The sequence below is a fragment of the Dyadobacter sp. CY323 genome (genome assembly GCF_021390245.1).
Taxonomy (GTDB): domain Bacteria; phylum Bacteroidota; class Bacteroidia; order Cytophagales; family Spirosomataceae; genus Dyadobacter.
The window spans coordinates 1-14,876 of sequence record NZ_JAJUXH010000008.1 but is presented as its reverse complement, the minus strand read 5'-3'; the positions used below and the strand labels follow the sequence as shown (position 1 = coordinate 14,876).

The window sequence follows — 14,876 nt, the reverse complement described above, 5'->3', positions numbered from 1 at the left end:
CGATCACTGGAAGAGATTGCTAAGCGTATTGAGATCTGAATCAAGATCCTCTTTATCGTAGGACGATACAATTTCTCTCTTTCCAAGCTCACGCTGAAATCGAATTGAACCCATTCCGGTCATTCTTCCTCCTTGTCCAACCGTAATTTTACCCTGTTCGTACAATTGTACCGCCAGTTCAATTCTCAGTTCTTCGGGAGTAAGTCCGGTACTTTGCACAATTTGATCATCAAGTTCCAGCAGCATAACCAATAGTTAAAGTGTCTGGTAAATATACACATAGAAATCAGTTTTGCCTTCAAGAAAAAGGTGTCAGAAAATGAGGCCGAGGACTAACCCGGCGAGGATGATGAGGTACGAAGGGATCTTGGCGAAGGTTAAAACCAGTAAGGTAACAATGACCGTGAACAGAGGTTGCCAGTTGGTCATCATGGGTTGAAAAAGGGAAATGGCTGCCGCAATAGTTAGCCCGCAGCTGGCGGCGTGGATGCCTTCCAGCGATGCGCGTATGCCCCGGTATTTTTTGAGCTGATCCCAGAAAGGGTAGGCAAAAAAAATGAAAAAGGTGCCCGGAAGAAATATTCCGGCAGTAGCCACAAAGCCGCCGATAACCTGGCCTGTCCAGCCCTCCGATTGGAGAGATACACTTCCCACGAAGGTGGCAATGGAAAAAACGGGGCCCGGCACGATTTGCGTCAGCGCCATTCCTGCGAGGAATTCCTGGTCGGTGAGGTAATGTTTAAATTCGACGAACTCATTATAAAGAATCGGAATCAGTACCTGTCCGCCGCCAAAAACCAGACTTCCGTTCCTGTAAAAGTTTTCAAAAAGCCTGACTGGTAGGGAATTGGTGATTTTACCAATAATCGCCGCAGCAATCAAAACGGATATCCAGAAAATGATCGGCCGCCAACGGATCCGGATTGGCCCTTTTTCCATTTTCTCATGTTTTTTAAAATTCAGGGAAGCCGCAACGCCACCCGAAATAATCAACACCGGGGTCATATATGGTGACGGATACAGATATGCCAGAATGGTCGAAATAATCAGAAATGTCCAGCCTTGTGCATTATGGATCACTTTTCGCGCGATGGCGGAGGCACCGTACATCAGAAATGCAACCGCCATTGGACCTACAAACTTGGTAAAAGACAATGAAATGGAATTTCTTTCCAGGTAATGTATCCCGATCGCCGCGACCGTCATAAGTACCATGGCGGGGATCGACCAGACGATCAGGCTGAGGTAGGCGAGAAGCTGTCCACCGATTTTTAAACCAATGGCAGTTACCGTCTGCGTGGAGCTGGGGCCGGGTAAAACCTGGCAAAGTGCCTGTAATTCAAGTAATTCCTCTTCTGTGATATATCTCCTTTTCCGTACCAATCTTTCGATCATCATCATTAAATGTACCTGCGGACCGCCAAAAGCAGTGAGTGATAACAACAGGATATCCATCAGGTAAATGATGTAGCGAAACCGGCGAATGGGTGGATAAGCCAAGAGTTTTTACCGATTATTTTTTCAATCCCAATTCCCTCAGACGCTCGTCCAGAAATTCTCCGGCCGTCATATCGGTATAAAGTTTCGGATACTCCTGCGAGACACAGCTTTCCAGGCAGGTCAGGTCCATATCGGCGCGGGGATGCATGAAAAATGGAATCGAGTAGCGTGACGTTCCCATTTTCTCGCGCGGAGGATTTACGACGCGGTGAATGGTGGATTTTAGTTTGTGGTTCGTAAGCCGGTCGAGCATATCGCCCACGTTTACTACAATCTGGTCGGGCAATGCGGTAATGGCGATCCATTGTCCGTCTCTCCTCAAAACCTCCAAACCTTCGGCGCTGGCGCCCATTAACAAGGTAATCAGATTAATATCGCCATGGGCAGCGGCGCGCACGGCGCCTTCGGCCACCAGTTCAGGATTCGGGATCGGGAAGTAATGCAATGCACGAAGCAGGCTATCGCCGTTTTTGACTTTATCTTCAAAATAATCTTCCGGCAAATGCAGGTAAATGGCGATGGCGCGCAGTAATGTCTTTCCCGTGTTCTCAAAAGTCCGGTAAACTTCCAAAGTATACTTTTCGAAATCCGGTACCTCTTCCGGAAATGTATTCGATGGCATATTACCCGTAGGCTCGGGCTGGCCGACGTGGTAAAATTCTTTCAAATCCGCCACCTTAAAGCCTTTTGCTGTTTCTTTTCCTTTACTAATGTAACCACGCTGGCCAAACAGGTTCGGGAACTCGTATCTCCTTTTCACTTCTTCCGGTTGGGAGAAAAACTCTTTAACCGAATCATACAATTTACCACGCAAATCGTCGCTAAGTCCGTGATTCTTAATGGCCACAAAACCGATGTTGGTAAATGCGGCACCGAGATCCGCTACGAATTTTTCTTTCTGCTGCGTATTTCCGGATGTGTAATCTGCCAGATCCAGCGACGGGACCTGGTTGAGAAGTGCTGGTTCCATATTAGTTTGTTTTTTCGTAGACTTGGTAAGTCTTAAAGACTTGCCAAGTCCAGGACGTCTACCAACGCAAATTACTCCTTAATACCTTTAATATAAGCAACCGTTACAGGAATCTGTTTCAGATACGAGGGACTTTCGTCTTCGATGAAATAATGCTTAACCCCCACTTTCTTCGCAGCTTTCAAAACCGCCGGAATGTCGATCGAACCGGTTCCGAGCGCAACGTCGTTGGTAGTAGGCGTACCACCTGACAAATTTCCGACAACGCCTTTTTTCAAATCTTTCAAGTGCATGAGTTTGAATCGGGTAGGGTATTTTAACAGTAATTTCGCGGGATCCTGGCCGGGAAATGCGGTCCAGAGTACGTCCATTTCAAAACTGACATATTCCGGATTTGTGTTTTTCACAATGTAATCAAATAGGGTTCCGTCCTCATACGGCTCAAATTCGTAGCCGTGGTTGTGGTAGGTGAAGGTTATGCCGGCCGCTTTCAGCTCTTTGCCCACTTTATTAAAATCAGTAACTGCCTGTTTGGCATTTTCCAGGGTAAATGCTCCATTATGAGGGATCCATGGGACCATCACATACGTTGCGCCCAGTATCTTGCAATTTTTGATCGTCTCCGCGGTGCTGGCCACGATTTGTTTATAATCGGCACCGATAGACACCATCTTAATCCCGCGTTTGTCGAGTTGCTTACGCAGTTCCTCAGTGGTTATGCCTTTAATCGGGCCGCCTTCCATTTCCGTCACTCCCAATGATTTGATCGTATCGAGTGTTGCTTCAATGCCATTGCCCCAGCTTCCACGGAAGGTATACGCCTGCATCCCAATGGGATTGGTGTATACGGGTTTCTGCGCCAGCGTTTCAAAAGAGATCAAAACAGAGAGAACAAAATATACCATTTTCGTAAGTTTCTTCATGTCAAAAGGTTGTTAAAAATTGAATGATACTTTTGAGCAAAAGCAGCGGATATTCTAAAAACTACTTGATCCGCCGCAAACTCAAACTAATGATTACCTGTCATTTCTGGCTTTAAAAACCATCCGCTTTCAATTGCTTTTCGCTGATCTCACCATACTTTTTAACCTGGTCCCGTATCTCGTCCGCTTTTCCGATCAGAACAAATTGCAGCTTGTCTTTCGGAAAATGGGTATCAATGATTTCCTTCGCTTTCGCGGTCGTCATTCCGTCCACTTTCGCCTGAAATGTGTTGATAAAACTTTCGTCAAAATTGTAGACAAACATATCCGTCAGCAATCGCGCCAATGCGCCCGACGATTCGTAGGCGGGCGGAAAGCTGGCTTTTACGTAGGATTTAGCCGATGAAAGAATTTCCTCATTGATCCCGGTTTTGTGCAGACTGTCCAGCACGCTCAGCGCCATATCGATCGCGGGAACGGTCGTGGAGTTTTTTGTAAATGTGTTGATGGAGAAAGTACCTGCGTATTTCATTCGGCTGAAACGGCTGTTTGCCCCATAAGTAAGTCCCGAGTTCACGCGAAGCGCGTCGTTGAGCCAGGAAGTAAACCGTCCGCCCAAAATGGTATTGATCACTAAAACGGGTACATAATCTGCTGAAAGATAATCGATTCCTTTTCCTCCGATCAGAAATGTAGTTTCGCGCGCATCCGGTTTGTCGACCAGTAACACCCGGCTTTTATCAAAATCGAGATCCGGTGCCACGCGTTTGATCATTCGGGATTCAGCCGTTTTCCAGCCCCCGAAAAGGTTGGTGATCCGGGTTTTCATTTCTGCGGTTTTGAAATCACCTACCACCGCAATGGCGCCTTTCCCGGTCGTGTAGTTACTTTCATAAAAAGCCTTTGCATCAGCCGCATTTAGTTTTTCAACAGCTGGCTTCGTTCCCGCGTCCGGATTGGCATACGGGAAATTTTTAAATACAAATGCATTAAAGTAGTTACCGATCACGGCTCGCGGGCTTTCTTTTTGCTGGATCAATTGCTGGACCGTACGTGCGCGATATTTGTCAAATTCTGATTGATCAAAAACCGGATGCAGCAACATTTGCTGGATTATGTCAAACAGTTTTTCCTGATCTTTCACCGCAAACGAAGAAGTAATGCCCGCCATATCCTTCGCAGCGTATGTATTCACGCTCGCCCCTACAAAATCGATCATTTCTTCAATCTGCGGTTTGGTGTATTTTTTGGTACCAAACAGCAATGCATCGGCCGTGAGGTTTGCCAGCCCAAAACGCTCGCCATCGTGGATCGATCCCGCATCAAAAACAGCCGAAACATTGATCAATGGAACTTCATGCTGTTCCATTAAGTAAACCGTCAGTCCGTTTTTTAACTTGAACTTTTCATATTTCGGTACTTTAAAGCTGCTCTGGCTAAATGCATTCGCAGAGATGAATGCAAGGAAGACTATAAAAATATTTTTCATCAGGTATGACTTGATTTAATAGCGATAAGCCTTATTTCGATTTTTCGGGAAGCAGATAGCCTACTGTCCGGTTGCGGCTGCTCAGGTATTTAGCAGCTACGCGTTTGATGTCTTCGTTGGTTACTTTTTTGTACAATTCCGGTGCTTCGAACATTTTTTTATAATCACCAAAAAACACATCGTACGTTCCCAGGCTATTCGCTTTTCCGTTGATCGTTTCAAGTGTACGGTAAAATTCCATCAACTTCTGGTTCTTTACTTTTTGCAATTCATTATCCGTTACACCTTCTTTTACAACCAATTCAATTTGTCTGTCAATGGCTTTTTCGAGGTGATCTGCGGAGACATTATTTCCGGCAATCGCGTACATTACTAACAGGCTCGGATCGAAACTCTGGTCCGTAAAACTGGATACCTGAGTGGCAAGTGTGGAATCCATGACGAGCGATTTGGTTAGTCGTGACGAATTTCCGGAAGTTAGCAAACTGCTCAGCAGGTCGATCGCGTAATAATCTTCGTGTTTGGTTTCCGGCACGTGGTAGGCCATCATGATATTGGGCGTTGAGATATCCTTGTAGGTTGTAGCTCTTCTTTCGCCGTTTTGAGGAGGTTCCACCGTCCGTATTTTAGGAGGTAACCCGCGTGACGCGATCGGCTCAATGTACTGGTCGGCCAGCTTTTTCACCTGCTCCAACGTTACGTCGCCGACGATCACAGCCGTTGCATTGTTGGGTGAATAATAGGTTTTGAAATAATTTTCAAGGTCTTGCTGCGTCCAGCTTTTAATATCCGATTCGAAACCGATCACTGGCAGCATGTACGGATGTTCCTGAAAAGCAACCGATTGAACAAGTTCGCCAAGAAGTCTGTAATTGCTGTTTTCCAGTCCGGTACTGCGCTCGGAAAGCACAACTCCGCGTTCGCTTTCTACCATTTTAGGATCAATGGACAGGTTTGCGATCCTGTCCGATTCGAGTTTGAAGATCGTTTCCAATGCATCTTTCTGAAACCAGTCGGTGTAAACCGTTACATTTTCATTGGTATATGCATTATTGGAACCGCCATTGGCTTCCATTACCCGGTCAAATTGCTTCGGTCCGTAGTTTTTTGAACCGTTAAACATCATGTGTTCAAAAAAGTGGGAAAGTCCGGTAATGCCGTGGACTTCATTTCTGGATCCTACTTTCCAGAAAATGTACATATTCGCATTGGGAATGGAATGGTCTTCGAGGACCAGGAATTTCATTCCATTGGGTAATGTAAAAGTCTTGACATCTTCGGGTTTGGTTTGTGCGTAACCTGTGCCGAAACCGGCCGCAAGCAGGGCAATCAGTAAAAATTTTCTCAGGTTCATTGATGACATTGTTTCTATTTTTGATTTTCCATTCATTCTAAATCCTTTAAAAATACGATGAAAAGTAGCATTTTCTGCGTCTTAATGGTACTGTCCGGTTTCGTTTATTCGAAAAATCCGGAAAAAAGTGGGGATCGTGATTTTCCAAAAGAACAGCGGTTCAAGGTCATGACTTATAATATTCACCACTGTAATCCGCCATCGGCCGGAGACAAGATTGACGTTGAGGCGATTGCGAAAGTGATCAATGCAGAGAAGCCGGATTTTGTTGCATTGCAGGAAGTGGATGTGAATACGGAGCGTTCGGGGAAAGGTAAAAATCAGGCACAACAACTTGCTCAATTAACAGGGATGCGGTTTTATTTTTCAAAAGCCATCGATCATGGCGGCGGGGATTATGGAGTAGCAGTTTTATCTAAATTCCCAATCGTGGATTCGGTGCGATATGACCTTCCCATTCATCCGGAACTGAAAGAAGAAAACCGTACCGTAGCTGCCGTGACGGTGATTTTACCAAATAAAAAGAAGATAATCTTTGCGAGCACGCATTTGGGTTTGAAAGAACCAAACCGGCTTTTGCAGGCCGAAACGCTGATGAAGCATCTGGGGAAAACCAAGCTGCCATTAATCCTCGCGGGAGATTTCAATGCAGTTCCTGAAAGTCAGGTGATCGGTTATTTCGATCAGTATTTCACCCGGACATGTACAGAATGCAAGCCGACGATCCCGGTTGAAACGCCGAATAAAACCATCGACTTCATTATGTATCTAAAAGGAAAAAGGCTGAAAGGGTCTGATACAAAGGTAATTGATGAAAAATATGCGTCGGATCATTTGCCCGTAACCGCCGAATTTACATTGGACTAATTAGCTCATCCTTAATCCAGTTCACACGCACTACCCGGCTTTTTACACCATGTTCGGCGAAGAAATGCTGCCAGTGCAACTGTCTGGAAGAAAGATGGTCCGTCGGGGATTTTATCTCGATAAAGGCATATTCCGTTTCGTTCCAAACCAATATGTCCGGGAAACCGCGCGTGTTTTCTTTCAGGTTCAATGCCATTTCGAGCATAATGAGCCGGATTTGTTCGGGAGTCAACAACGAGGTCAATGTCAGAACTTTATCCAGCGCGCCATCGTACCACGGAACCAGAACGTTGGTAATGCCATACATGTCTTTAAAAGTCTGGCTGACCATTTCGTCGATAATTTCTTTGGAATGTGCAGCTTGCAAACGTTCCTTTAACTGAGCTGATCTTTTGTAATAAAAATCAGGAAGGAAGAAATCGGTCGGGATGCGCTGGAACGGATTATGGATCGTCTGCACATTGGTATCATATATAATGTCCCAAAACAGCAGACCAAATAATGCCCGCCACGGTTCATTTTCGCTAAAAAACGCATTGTAGCCCAACGCGCGGTAATATTCCAGCGCGCCATATTCGACTTGATACCGAAATAAAACCGATACTTCGATGGCTTCCGCAGCTTTCAGCGCCTGCGTCGTCCGTTTGATGATCCGGCTTTTTTTGTTTTTAATGCGATCGTAAAAATCCTTGCTAAAATAACGTTCGTCGGCATTTTGCGGATTTTCAGCGATTTCTTCACAAAGCGCCAACGCCTCATCGATTTCACCAAGATTGTACAGCAATCTCACCCGTCTTTCGCGCGCGGGCGCATCGTTGGTGAGCTGGTAAATGCTGAGTGCCTGCGAAAGCATTTTTTTGCGTTCGAGCCACGCACTTACTCTCAGAATGAATGCATTAAAAGAAGGGATCGCTTTCTGGCTGAGGTCCGACGCACTTCCTGCCTGCCAGTTCATAAACCAGTCGAAAATATCTTCCGGCGGCAATTCCTGTTTGATCTCGTCAAAAGTTTCCTTCAAAAGCGAAATCATCAAGGTATCATCCACATCTTTTCGAGTTTCAAACTGAATAGACAAATGCTGATCGTCGAAAGACTGAAAACGAACATGTCCGAGATCGCGGATCACAAATTCCGTCATATCGGCATTCCGGTTTCCGAAAAACAGGAATTTCATGAGCATAACCTCCGCCTCATAAGTCACTTTCACGACCGGCTCCATTTGTGAAATGATGTCGCACAATACATGGAATTCGTACGTGTGAAGAAGCCAGCGCACCAGGTCGTTTTTCTTAATGCTTTTCGAAGGCATTACATCCGGTTCGAGCAGTTTGGTCAAAACCAGCAGTTCAGGCTTTGTAAAAAGATCGATGATTTCGGCAAAGCGTTTTTCGTGGGCTTCGCAGATCGTTTCAATAAAGCCGTTTTCAAGCAGTTCATTTAAAATCGCGGGCATGTCGGCGATTTCAGAGTAGGAGACATTGTTCACCCTGAAAAAGGATTTGCTCCGATTGCTGAACCGGATAAATAGGCATTGCGCATCCTCGGAAAGTGCCTCGTAGCTTTCCAGGAAACCAGCCTCCGTTTCCGTCAGAATATGAGCATATCTCTTCTTAACGAAGTCCAGGACATAGTTGAAATAATCGTGGTAATATTTGGGAGGAAGATCCGTCGGGAACTCACTATTCTGCACAAATGGATCCGGTAGCACGTCGTTCAAAACGGTAATATTCTTTTCGTTTAAGAAACTAAAATTACCAATAACATCCGGATTATTAAAATTTGGTTAAGTTGTTGTTTTATAGAAAAATTGACAGCAAAAATTGCATTATACCTATTACGAATGCCGTCTTTTCTCGATAAGATAGTATATAATAAAGAAATTGGATTACATTTGTTACCTATGGAAAACAATTTTACCGCCCATGACTACATTAGATTCTTATGATTTTTCAGGCAAAAAAGCCTTGGTCCGCGTGGATTTTAATGTCCCGCTAAATGACAAATTTGAAATCACGGACGATACCCGTATCCGTGCGACAATTCCCACAATCAGTAAGATTCTTAACGACGGAGGTTCCGTTATTTTAATGTCTCATCTGGGACGTCCGAAAGATGGGCCGACTGAGAAATATTCCCTGAAACACCTTGTAAATCCACTTTCCCTGATCCTGGGGAAAACGGTAAAATTTGCGGACGACTGCATTAGAGAAAGCGCCACGACACTTGCGGAAGCTTTAAATCCGGGAGAAGTTTTGCTTCTTGAAAACCTTCGTTTTTACAAAGAAGAAGAAAAAGGAAATGAGGAGTTTGCCGAAAAGCTTTCCAAACTCGGTGATGTGTGGGTAATGGATGCTTTCGGAACGGCTCACCGTGCACATGCTTCCACAGCTGTGATCGGTAAGTTTTTCGCAGACAAGGTTTGCGGATACGTAATGCAGGCTGAGCTCGACAATGCAGAAAGACTACTTGAACATTCGGAAAGACCTTTCACGGCCATTATGGGCGGTGCGAAAATCTCTGATAAGATATTGATTATCGAACGTCTGATCGATAAGGTGGATAACCTCATTATCGGCGGCGGAATGTCATATACTTTCTCCAAAGCGCAAGGTGGAAGCATTGGACAGTCACTTTTGGAGGCTGACAAGCAAGATCTTACATTGGAACTGGTTCAAAAAGCAAAAGATAAGGGTGTTAACCTGATTTTGCCGGTTGATTCGATGATCGCGGATAAGTTCAGCAATGACGCCGAGCGTAAAATTGTAAAAGCTGGTGAAATTCCGGATGAGTGGCAGGGACTTGATATCGGTCCGGAAAGCATCAAGATTTTTTCCGAGATCATCAAGAACTCGAAGACCGTACTTTGGAACGGTCCGATGGGTGTTTTCGAATTCCCGAATTTTGCTCAGGGTACCAATGCAATCGCACAGTCGGTCGTAGCGGTAACGGAAGAAAACGACGCATTCTCATTGATCGGCGGCGGAGATTCTGCTTCCGCGATCAACAATGCAGGTTATGGCGACCGCGTGAGTTACGTTTCAACAGGCGGCGGCGCATTGCTCGAATACATGGAAGGAAAAGTACTTCCGGGCGTTGCAGCTTTGGAAGCTTAACTTGTAAATAAGGTTTTGAATAAAAAAGAAATCCATCCCGCACACCGCGGGATGGATTTTCTGTATAACAAACCTAACTAATTTATGAACACGGGCCCGTTGGACCGGAATTCCTACTAACTTCCGCCGTTTGCCCGTTTCTGAAGATCATCAGATCCGGTGTTGCGCTGGCGGGCGCCTTTCACATTCTGGTTACCAAAATTATATGTGAAAGTCAATCTGAACTGGCGGCTTGGCCACTGCGATTTTACATGGAAATCGATGTCCTTGTAGATCGCCCGACCGCGGAAACGGTTAGTCCAGAAAATGTCATTTACATTCAGACGGATGGTGCCTTTTTTATTCCAGATGTTCTTTTGTAAACCTGCATTTACCATTCCCATTGGTTTGGCTTGATACAAGCCGTAGAACGCTCTGCTATTATACCATCCGGAAAGCTCGGCGGACCATTGCTTTGTGATAGTAAATTGATTGCTCGCGAACATATTCCACGAAGCTTGTTTGATTTCCAGTTTTTCTTCCAGATAAATCGAGTTATAATGATTGTAGACACCCGTGAAGTTGGTCTGTACATTCCACCATTTGGCAACTTTAATCGGAAATGAGATCGTAAGACTTACATTGTCCTGGTTATCGAGGTTATCCGACGTTACAAAGGTTTTGTTTTCTGAGGCGATCTGCTGAGGCAGCTCGTCAGCGATCATATCTTTAATGCGGCTATAAGCCAGTGTGGTGTTGAGGAAGTTTTTGTAAACGTGTACAAGTTGGAATGAATTGGTGTACTGTGGTTTAAGATTCGGGTTACCTCTTTGGAAAGTATATGGATCCAGGTAAAATTCGAATGGGTTAAGTGACTGGTAATTGGGACGGTCGATGCGACGACTGTAACTCAGATTCAGGACATTGTTTGTGTCCAGCTGATTTGAAAGGAACACGCTTGGGAAAAGATTGACATAGTTCCGGTCGCGTTTCTGGTTCAAGGTCACCGAGTTACCGATTGAATGCGTGTGTTCTCCGCGTAACCCCAACTGATATTTTACTTTTTTCGAAATGGCGCCGCTGTAGTTCAGGTAAGCTGCATTCACATTTTCGGTGTATTTGAAACGATTTGAACGTGTCGGGTCCAGCACCCAGTCATCTGCTTTTGTTTCAAAAACCATGTTATTGTCAGAAGCCACGAAGCTGCCTTTCAGTCCGGTTTCAAATTTTCCTTTCCAAAGTGGTTGGGTGTAGTCCAGTTTGGCAACTGCGATATTGATGTCCGACGGCATGTTATTGCGGACCGTTTCAGGGCTTCCATCTTCTTGTCCGTTCGGTTTGTAGTAGCGGGTGTCGAGGTTGCTGCTCTTTTTACCTCCATAATTGACATAATCCACATCGAAAGTCATCTCTTTCCCTTTATCATCAAACTGATGTTTAAAATTGACGTTGGTGCTGATGTTATTCATAGTCCCGCCATTGTAAACATTGGTCCGGAATGTTCTTTGCAGAATCAGATTTTCGTCTAATATGCGTGTATTTGTTTGTCCGAAAGGGTTGCTGTAACTGTTGTAAAATCCGGAAACCAAGACACCGACAGTTGTTTTGCTGGTGGCGAAATAATCCAGCCCGGCGCGCACATTGTAGTATTCGGATTTGTTAATGCGCTCGGTGCGCTGATCAAAAATGGTGACCTTGTCTTCAAACGGAATAGAACGGTAAATGTCGTTGTTGTTGAAACCCTTGTTCAAAAAAGCGCCACCATTGATGAACGTGCTGATTTTCCCTGCCCGGTGGTTGATCGTCGCGGTGGCATTGGCGCGGCCGTATTTGGCGTGTGCGACTCCCAGGTTTACATTCCCATTGGTACCGTAATTTTTGTTGCGTTTCATCTTAATGTTGATGATCCCCGAGTTTCCTGCTGCATCGTATTTCGCGGAAGGGTTGGTGATCAGCTCGATTTTTTCGATGTTATCGCTGGGCGTGTTCCGAAGAAGATTAATCAGTTCTTGTTGTGACAGAAAAGTTTGTTTTCCGTCAATTTGTACAATGACACCTTCTTTACCCCTGAGTTTAAGCTGTTCGTTTTGCTGATCGACCGTTACGCCGGGAGCCCGTTCTAAAATTTCAAGAGCAGTGGCGCCGGCCGATACGATGCTGTTTTCAACATTCACGACCGTGCGATCGATTTCCTGTTCGATAAAAGGTTTTTTAGCAACAACCGTAACTTCTTTCAAAGCCTGAATATCTGTTTTTAGATTGAAGGTCGGGAGAGTTACCGGCGAATCGGTTACAGTAAAAACATCGGTGTAGCTTTTTTGATATCCTACCATCGAAACCAATGCGAGGTATTTACCCTGCGCAACCTGATCGAATGTGAACTTACCATTCTCGTCGGCGGCCAGTCCTTTAACAAGAACAGAATCAGCGGATTGTAGCAATAATACATTCACAAACGGGAACGGCTGGGATTTTTCGTCCAAGATAGAACCAGATACTTTTCCTTTCGCAGGGGTTTGTGCAAACGCAAAACTTCCAGTCAGTAGCAGGGCTACAGTTAGGTTAAATAAAATTTTCATGGCTAATAAATTGTGGTCAATGCACTGTTTCTCTGTTTCAGTACATTGCAAATGTAAGTACTTGGTATAACATAGAACCTTAGATTACATAAGTGGTTTTTCTGTTATATAAGCGGCTTGTGTGTGTCTGGGATCCGTTTTATAGATACAAAGGGAAGAAGGAAAGTTGCTCGAGGCGAGAAAAAAAGTTTGAGTGGTCGATATAGCTGTGTGAGAGACAATCGGATGATGAAGCCAGTTTTTTGATTTCGGGCAATCTCCCTACCTTTGCGACTTAGATAGCATTATATATGACTGAACAAATTCTGATTTTAGATTTTGGTTCACAGTACACCCAATTAATAGCGCGACGTGTCCGTGAACTTAATGTTTATTGTGAAATCCACCCCTTCAATAATTACCCCTATCTTACTCCAAATATAAAAGGCGTTATTCTCTCAGGAAGCCCTTGTTCTGTCCGGGACGCCGATTCTCCGAGAATTGATCTTGATAAATTCCGTAAAGTGGTACCTGTTTTAGGCGTTTGCTACGGTGCGCAGTTACTAGCCCAGGAGTTGGGTGGCGATGTAAAACCTTCTCAACATCGTGAATACGGCCGTGCCCGTCTGGGAATCGACGATACCGACTCGTCTTTGCTGGCCGGCCTTTCGGATTCTTCGCAGGTTTGGATGTCTCATGGCGATACGATTGTTCATGCACCCGAAAACTTTCATGTCATCGCATCGACGGAATCGGTGAAAGTTGCCGCATTTAAAATTGAGAATGAGCTGACATACGGCATTCAGTTTCACCCCGAGGTTACGCATACAACCGAAGGTAAAAAGCTGATGTACAACTTCGTAGCCAAAATTTGTGGATGCAGGCAAGATTGGACATCTGAATCCTTCGTAGAGCAAACCGTTGCCAGTCTTCGCAAAAAACTAGGCGATGATAAGGTGGTAATGGCCCTTTCTGGCGGGGTTGATTCTACGGTTGCTGCTACCCTGGTGCATCAGGCGATTGGCAAAAATCTATACTGCATTTTTGTGGATAATGGATTGCTCCGCAAAGATGAATTCGCTGAGGTATTGCATTCTTATCAGGATATGGGGTTGAATATCAAAGGTGTTGATTCAAAATCTCACTTTTACCAATCACTTTCCGGACTTTCGGAACCTGAATCCAAACGTAAAGCGATCGGGAAATCATTCATCGATATTTTTGATCAGGAAGCGCATTTGATTGAGGAAGTAAAATGGCTTGGTCAGGGTACGATTTACCCTGATGTGATAGAATCCGTATCTATTAAAGGACCTTCCGCCACGATCAAGTCGCACCATAATGTGGGCGGGTTGCCTGATTTTATGAAGTTGAAAGTGGTGGAGCCGCTTAATACACTTTTTAAAGATGAAGTTCGGGCAGTAGGTCGCACATTAGGGATAGATCCTAAAATACTTGGACGTCATCCATTCCCGGGACCAGGTCTGGCCATCCGTATCCTCGGAGAAATCACGCCGGAAAAGGTTGCGATTTTGCAGGAAGTCGACGCTATTTTTATCGGAGGATTGCGGAAATGGGATTTATATAAAGAAGTATGGCAGGCCGGGGCGATGCTCCTGCCGGTTCAGAGTGTGGGAGTGATGGGTGATGAAAGAACTTACGAAAGTGTGGTAGCACTACGCGCTGTGACTTCTGTAGACGGTATGACAGCCGATTGGGCGCATTTACCCTACGATTTCCTAGCCGAAGTATCGAATGATATCATTAACAGGGTAAAAGGTGTTAACCGCGTTGTCTACGACATTTCATCCAAACCGCCGGCAACAATTGAGTGGGAATAGGAGCTTGTGGGATGTGGAAAGTGAGATGTTAGATGTTAGGCGTTAGATGTTAGATGATTAGATGTGAGATGATTGGATGTGAGATGTGAGATGTGAGATGGGGATGAGGGAAAGGTTACAAAGCAAAAAAGCGGACCTTAGTCCGCTTTTTTGCTTTGTAAAAATGTCTAGTCCTAAAATAAGTTGACACAAATTCAACTTATTATGGGAAGTGTCTCATTATCAAGAAAGAAGCGTAGTCAGCGTGACTACAATTTAGCCTTTAAATTGTCGGTCATTAGT

At 44.9% G+C, this 14,876-nt stretch carries 11 protein-coding genes; 3 read left to right on the top strand and 8 right to left on the bottom strand.

Features of this window, described 5'->3' with window-relative positions; genetic code table 11:
- Positions 1-3: 3 nt before the first annotated feature.
- The 6 genes from LZG72_RS14005 to LZG72_RS13980 form a co-directional block, all read right to left on the bottom strand.
- Positions 4-246 carry a UPF0175 family protein gene (locus LZG72_RS14005; RefSeq protein WP_233873233.1) on the bottom strand — a complete coding sequence of 81 codons (243 nt, stop codon included), beginning with the start codon at positions 244-246 and terminating at the stop codon, positions 4-6.
- Positions 247-312: 66 nt separating this feature from the next.
- A complete protein-coding gene (gene chrA / locus LZG72_RS14000) occupies positions 313-1,455 on the bottom strand; it encodes a chromate efflux transporter (protein ID WP_233873408.1) in 1,143 nt (380 codons plus the stop codon).
- 58 nt (positions 1,456-1,513) lie between these two features.
- On the bottom strand, positions 1,514-2,470 hold the full coding sequence (locus tag LZG72_RS13995) for an isopenicillin N synthase family oxygenase (RefSeq protein ID WP_233873230.1): 957 nt from the start codon (positions 2,468-2,470) through the stop codon (positions 1,514-1,516).
- Between the two features lie 71 nt (positions 2,471-2,541).
- On the bottom strand, positions 2,542-3,393 hold the full coding sequence (locus LZG72_RS13990; RefSeq protein WP_233873228.1) for a sugar phosphate isomerase/epimerase: 852 nt from the start codon (positions 3,391-3,393) through the stop codon (positions 2,542-2,544).
- 112 nt (positions 3,394-3,505) lie between these two features.
- Positions 3,506-4,882, bottom strand: a complete 1,377-nt coding sequence (locus LZG72_RS13985) for a pitrilysin family protein (protein WP_233873225.1) — start codon at positions 4,880-4,882, stop codon at positions 3,506-3,508.
- 31 nt (positions 4,883-4,913) lie between these two features.
- Positions 4,914-6,236 carry a pitrilysin family protein gene (locus tag LZG72_RS13980; protein WP_233873223.1) on the bottom strand — a complete coding sequence of 441 codons (1,323 nt, stop codon included), beginning with the start codon at positions 6,234-6,236 and terminating at the stop codon, positions 4,914-4,916.
- A gap of 57 nt (positions 6,237-6,293) precedes the next feature.
- On the opposite strand from LZG72_RS13980, the gene LZG72_RS13975 reads away from it, so the two are divergent.
- Positions 6,294-7,103 (top strand): endonuclease/exonuclease/phosphatase family protein, encoded by an 810-nt coding sequence (locus LZG72_RS13975; protein WP_233873220.1) that lies wholly within the window; start codon positions 6,294-6,296, stop codon positions 7,101-7,103.
- Here the strand turns inward: LZG72_RS13975 and LZG72_RS13970 are convergent.
- Positions 7,090-8,811, bottom strand: a complete 1,722-nt coding sequence (locus LZG72_RS13970) for a VRR-NUC domain-containing protein (protein WP_233873405.1) — start codon at positions 8,809-8,811, stop codon at positions 7,090-7,092. The genes LZG72_RS13975 and LZG72_RS13970 overlap by 14 nt on opposite strands.
- A 214-nt stretch (positions 8,812-9,025) precedes the next feature.
- On the opposite strand from LZG72_RS13970, the gene LZG72_RS13965 reads away from it, so the two are divergent.
- On the top strand, positions 9,026-10,216 hold the full coding sequence (locus tag LZG72_RS13965) for a phosphoglycerate kinase (protein WP_233873215.1): 1,191 nt from the start codon (positions 9,026-9,028) through the stop codon (positions 10,214-10,216).
- Positions 10,217-10,332: 116 nt separating this feature from the next.
- Here LZG72_RS13965 and LZG72_RS13960 read toward each other — a convergent pair whose 3' ends face one another.
- Complete coding sequence (locus LZG72_RS13960) at positions 10,333-12,774, bottom strand: outer membrane beta-barrel family protein (RefSeq protein ID WP_233873212.1); 2,442 nt, start codon at positions 12,772-12,774, stop codon at positions 10,333-10,335.
- Positions 12,775-13,064: 290 nt separating this feature from the next.
- Between LZG72_RS13960 and guaA the strand changes: the two genes are divergently transcribed.
- Positions 13,065-14,594, top strand: a complete 1,530-nt coding sequence (gene guaA, locus LZG72_RS13955) for a glutamine-hydrolyzing GMP synthase (protein WP_233873210.1) — start codon at positions 13,065-13,067, stop codon at positions 14,592-14,594.
- Positions 14,595-14,876 lie beyond the last annotated feature (282 nt).

Excerpts from the sequence above, each read along its gene's own strand:
- LZG72_RS14005 (WP_233873233.1), bottom strand. The coding sequence starts at position 246 with ATGCTGCTGGAACTTGATGATCAAATTGTGCAAAGTACCGGACTTACT.
- chrA (WP_233873408.1), bottom strand. The coding sequence starts at position 1,455 with ATGGATATCCTGTTGTTATCACTCACTGCTTTTGGCGGTCCGCAGGTA.
- LZG72_RS13995 (WP_233873230.1), bottom strand. The coding sequence starts at position 2,470 with ATGGAACCAGCACTTCTCAACCAGGTCCCGTCGCTGGATCTGGCAGAT.
- LZG72_RS13990 (WP_233873228.1), bottom strand. The coding sequence starts at position 3,393 with ATGAAGAAACTTACGAAAATGGTATATTTTGTTCTCTCTGTTTTGATC.
- LZG72_RS13985 (WP_233873225.1), bottom strand. The coding sequence starts at position 4,882 with ATGAAAAATATTTTTATAGTCTTCCTTGCATTCATCTCTGCGAATGCA.
- LZG72_RS13980 (WP_233873223.1), bottom strand. The coding sequence starts at position 6,236 with ATGAACCTGAGAAAATTTTTACTGATTGCCCTGCTTGCGGCCGGTTTC.
- LZG72_RS13975 (WP_233873220.1), top strand. The coding sequence starts at position 6,294 with ATGAAAAGTAGCATTTTCTGCGTCTTAATGGTACTGTCCGGTTTCGTT.
- LZG72_RS13965 (WP_233873215.1), top strand. The coding sequence starts at position 9,026 with ATGACTACATTAGATTCTTATGATTTTTCAGGCAAAAAAGCCTTGGTC.
- LZG72_RS13960 (WP_233873212.1), bottom strand. The coding sequence starts at position 12,774 with ATGAAAATTTTATTTAACCTAACTGTAGCCCTGCTACTGACTGGAAGT.
- guaA (WP_233873210.1), top strand. The coding sequence starts at position 13,065 with ATGACTGAACAAATTCTGATTTTAGATTTTGGTTCACAGTACACCCAA.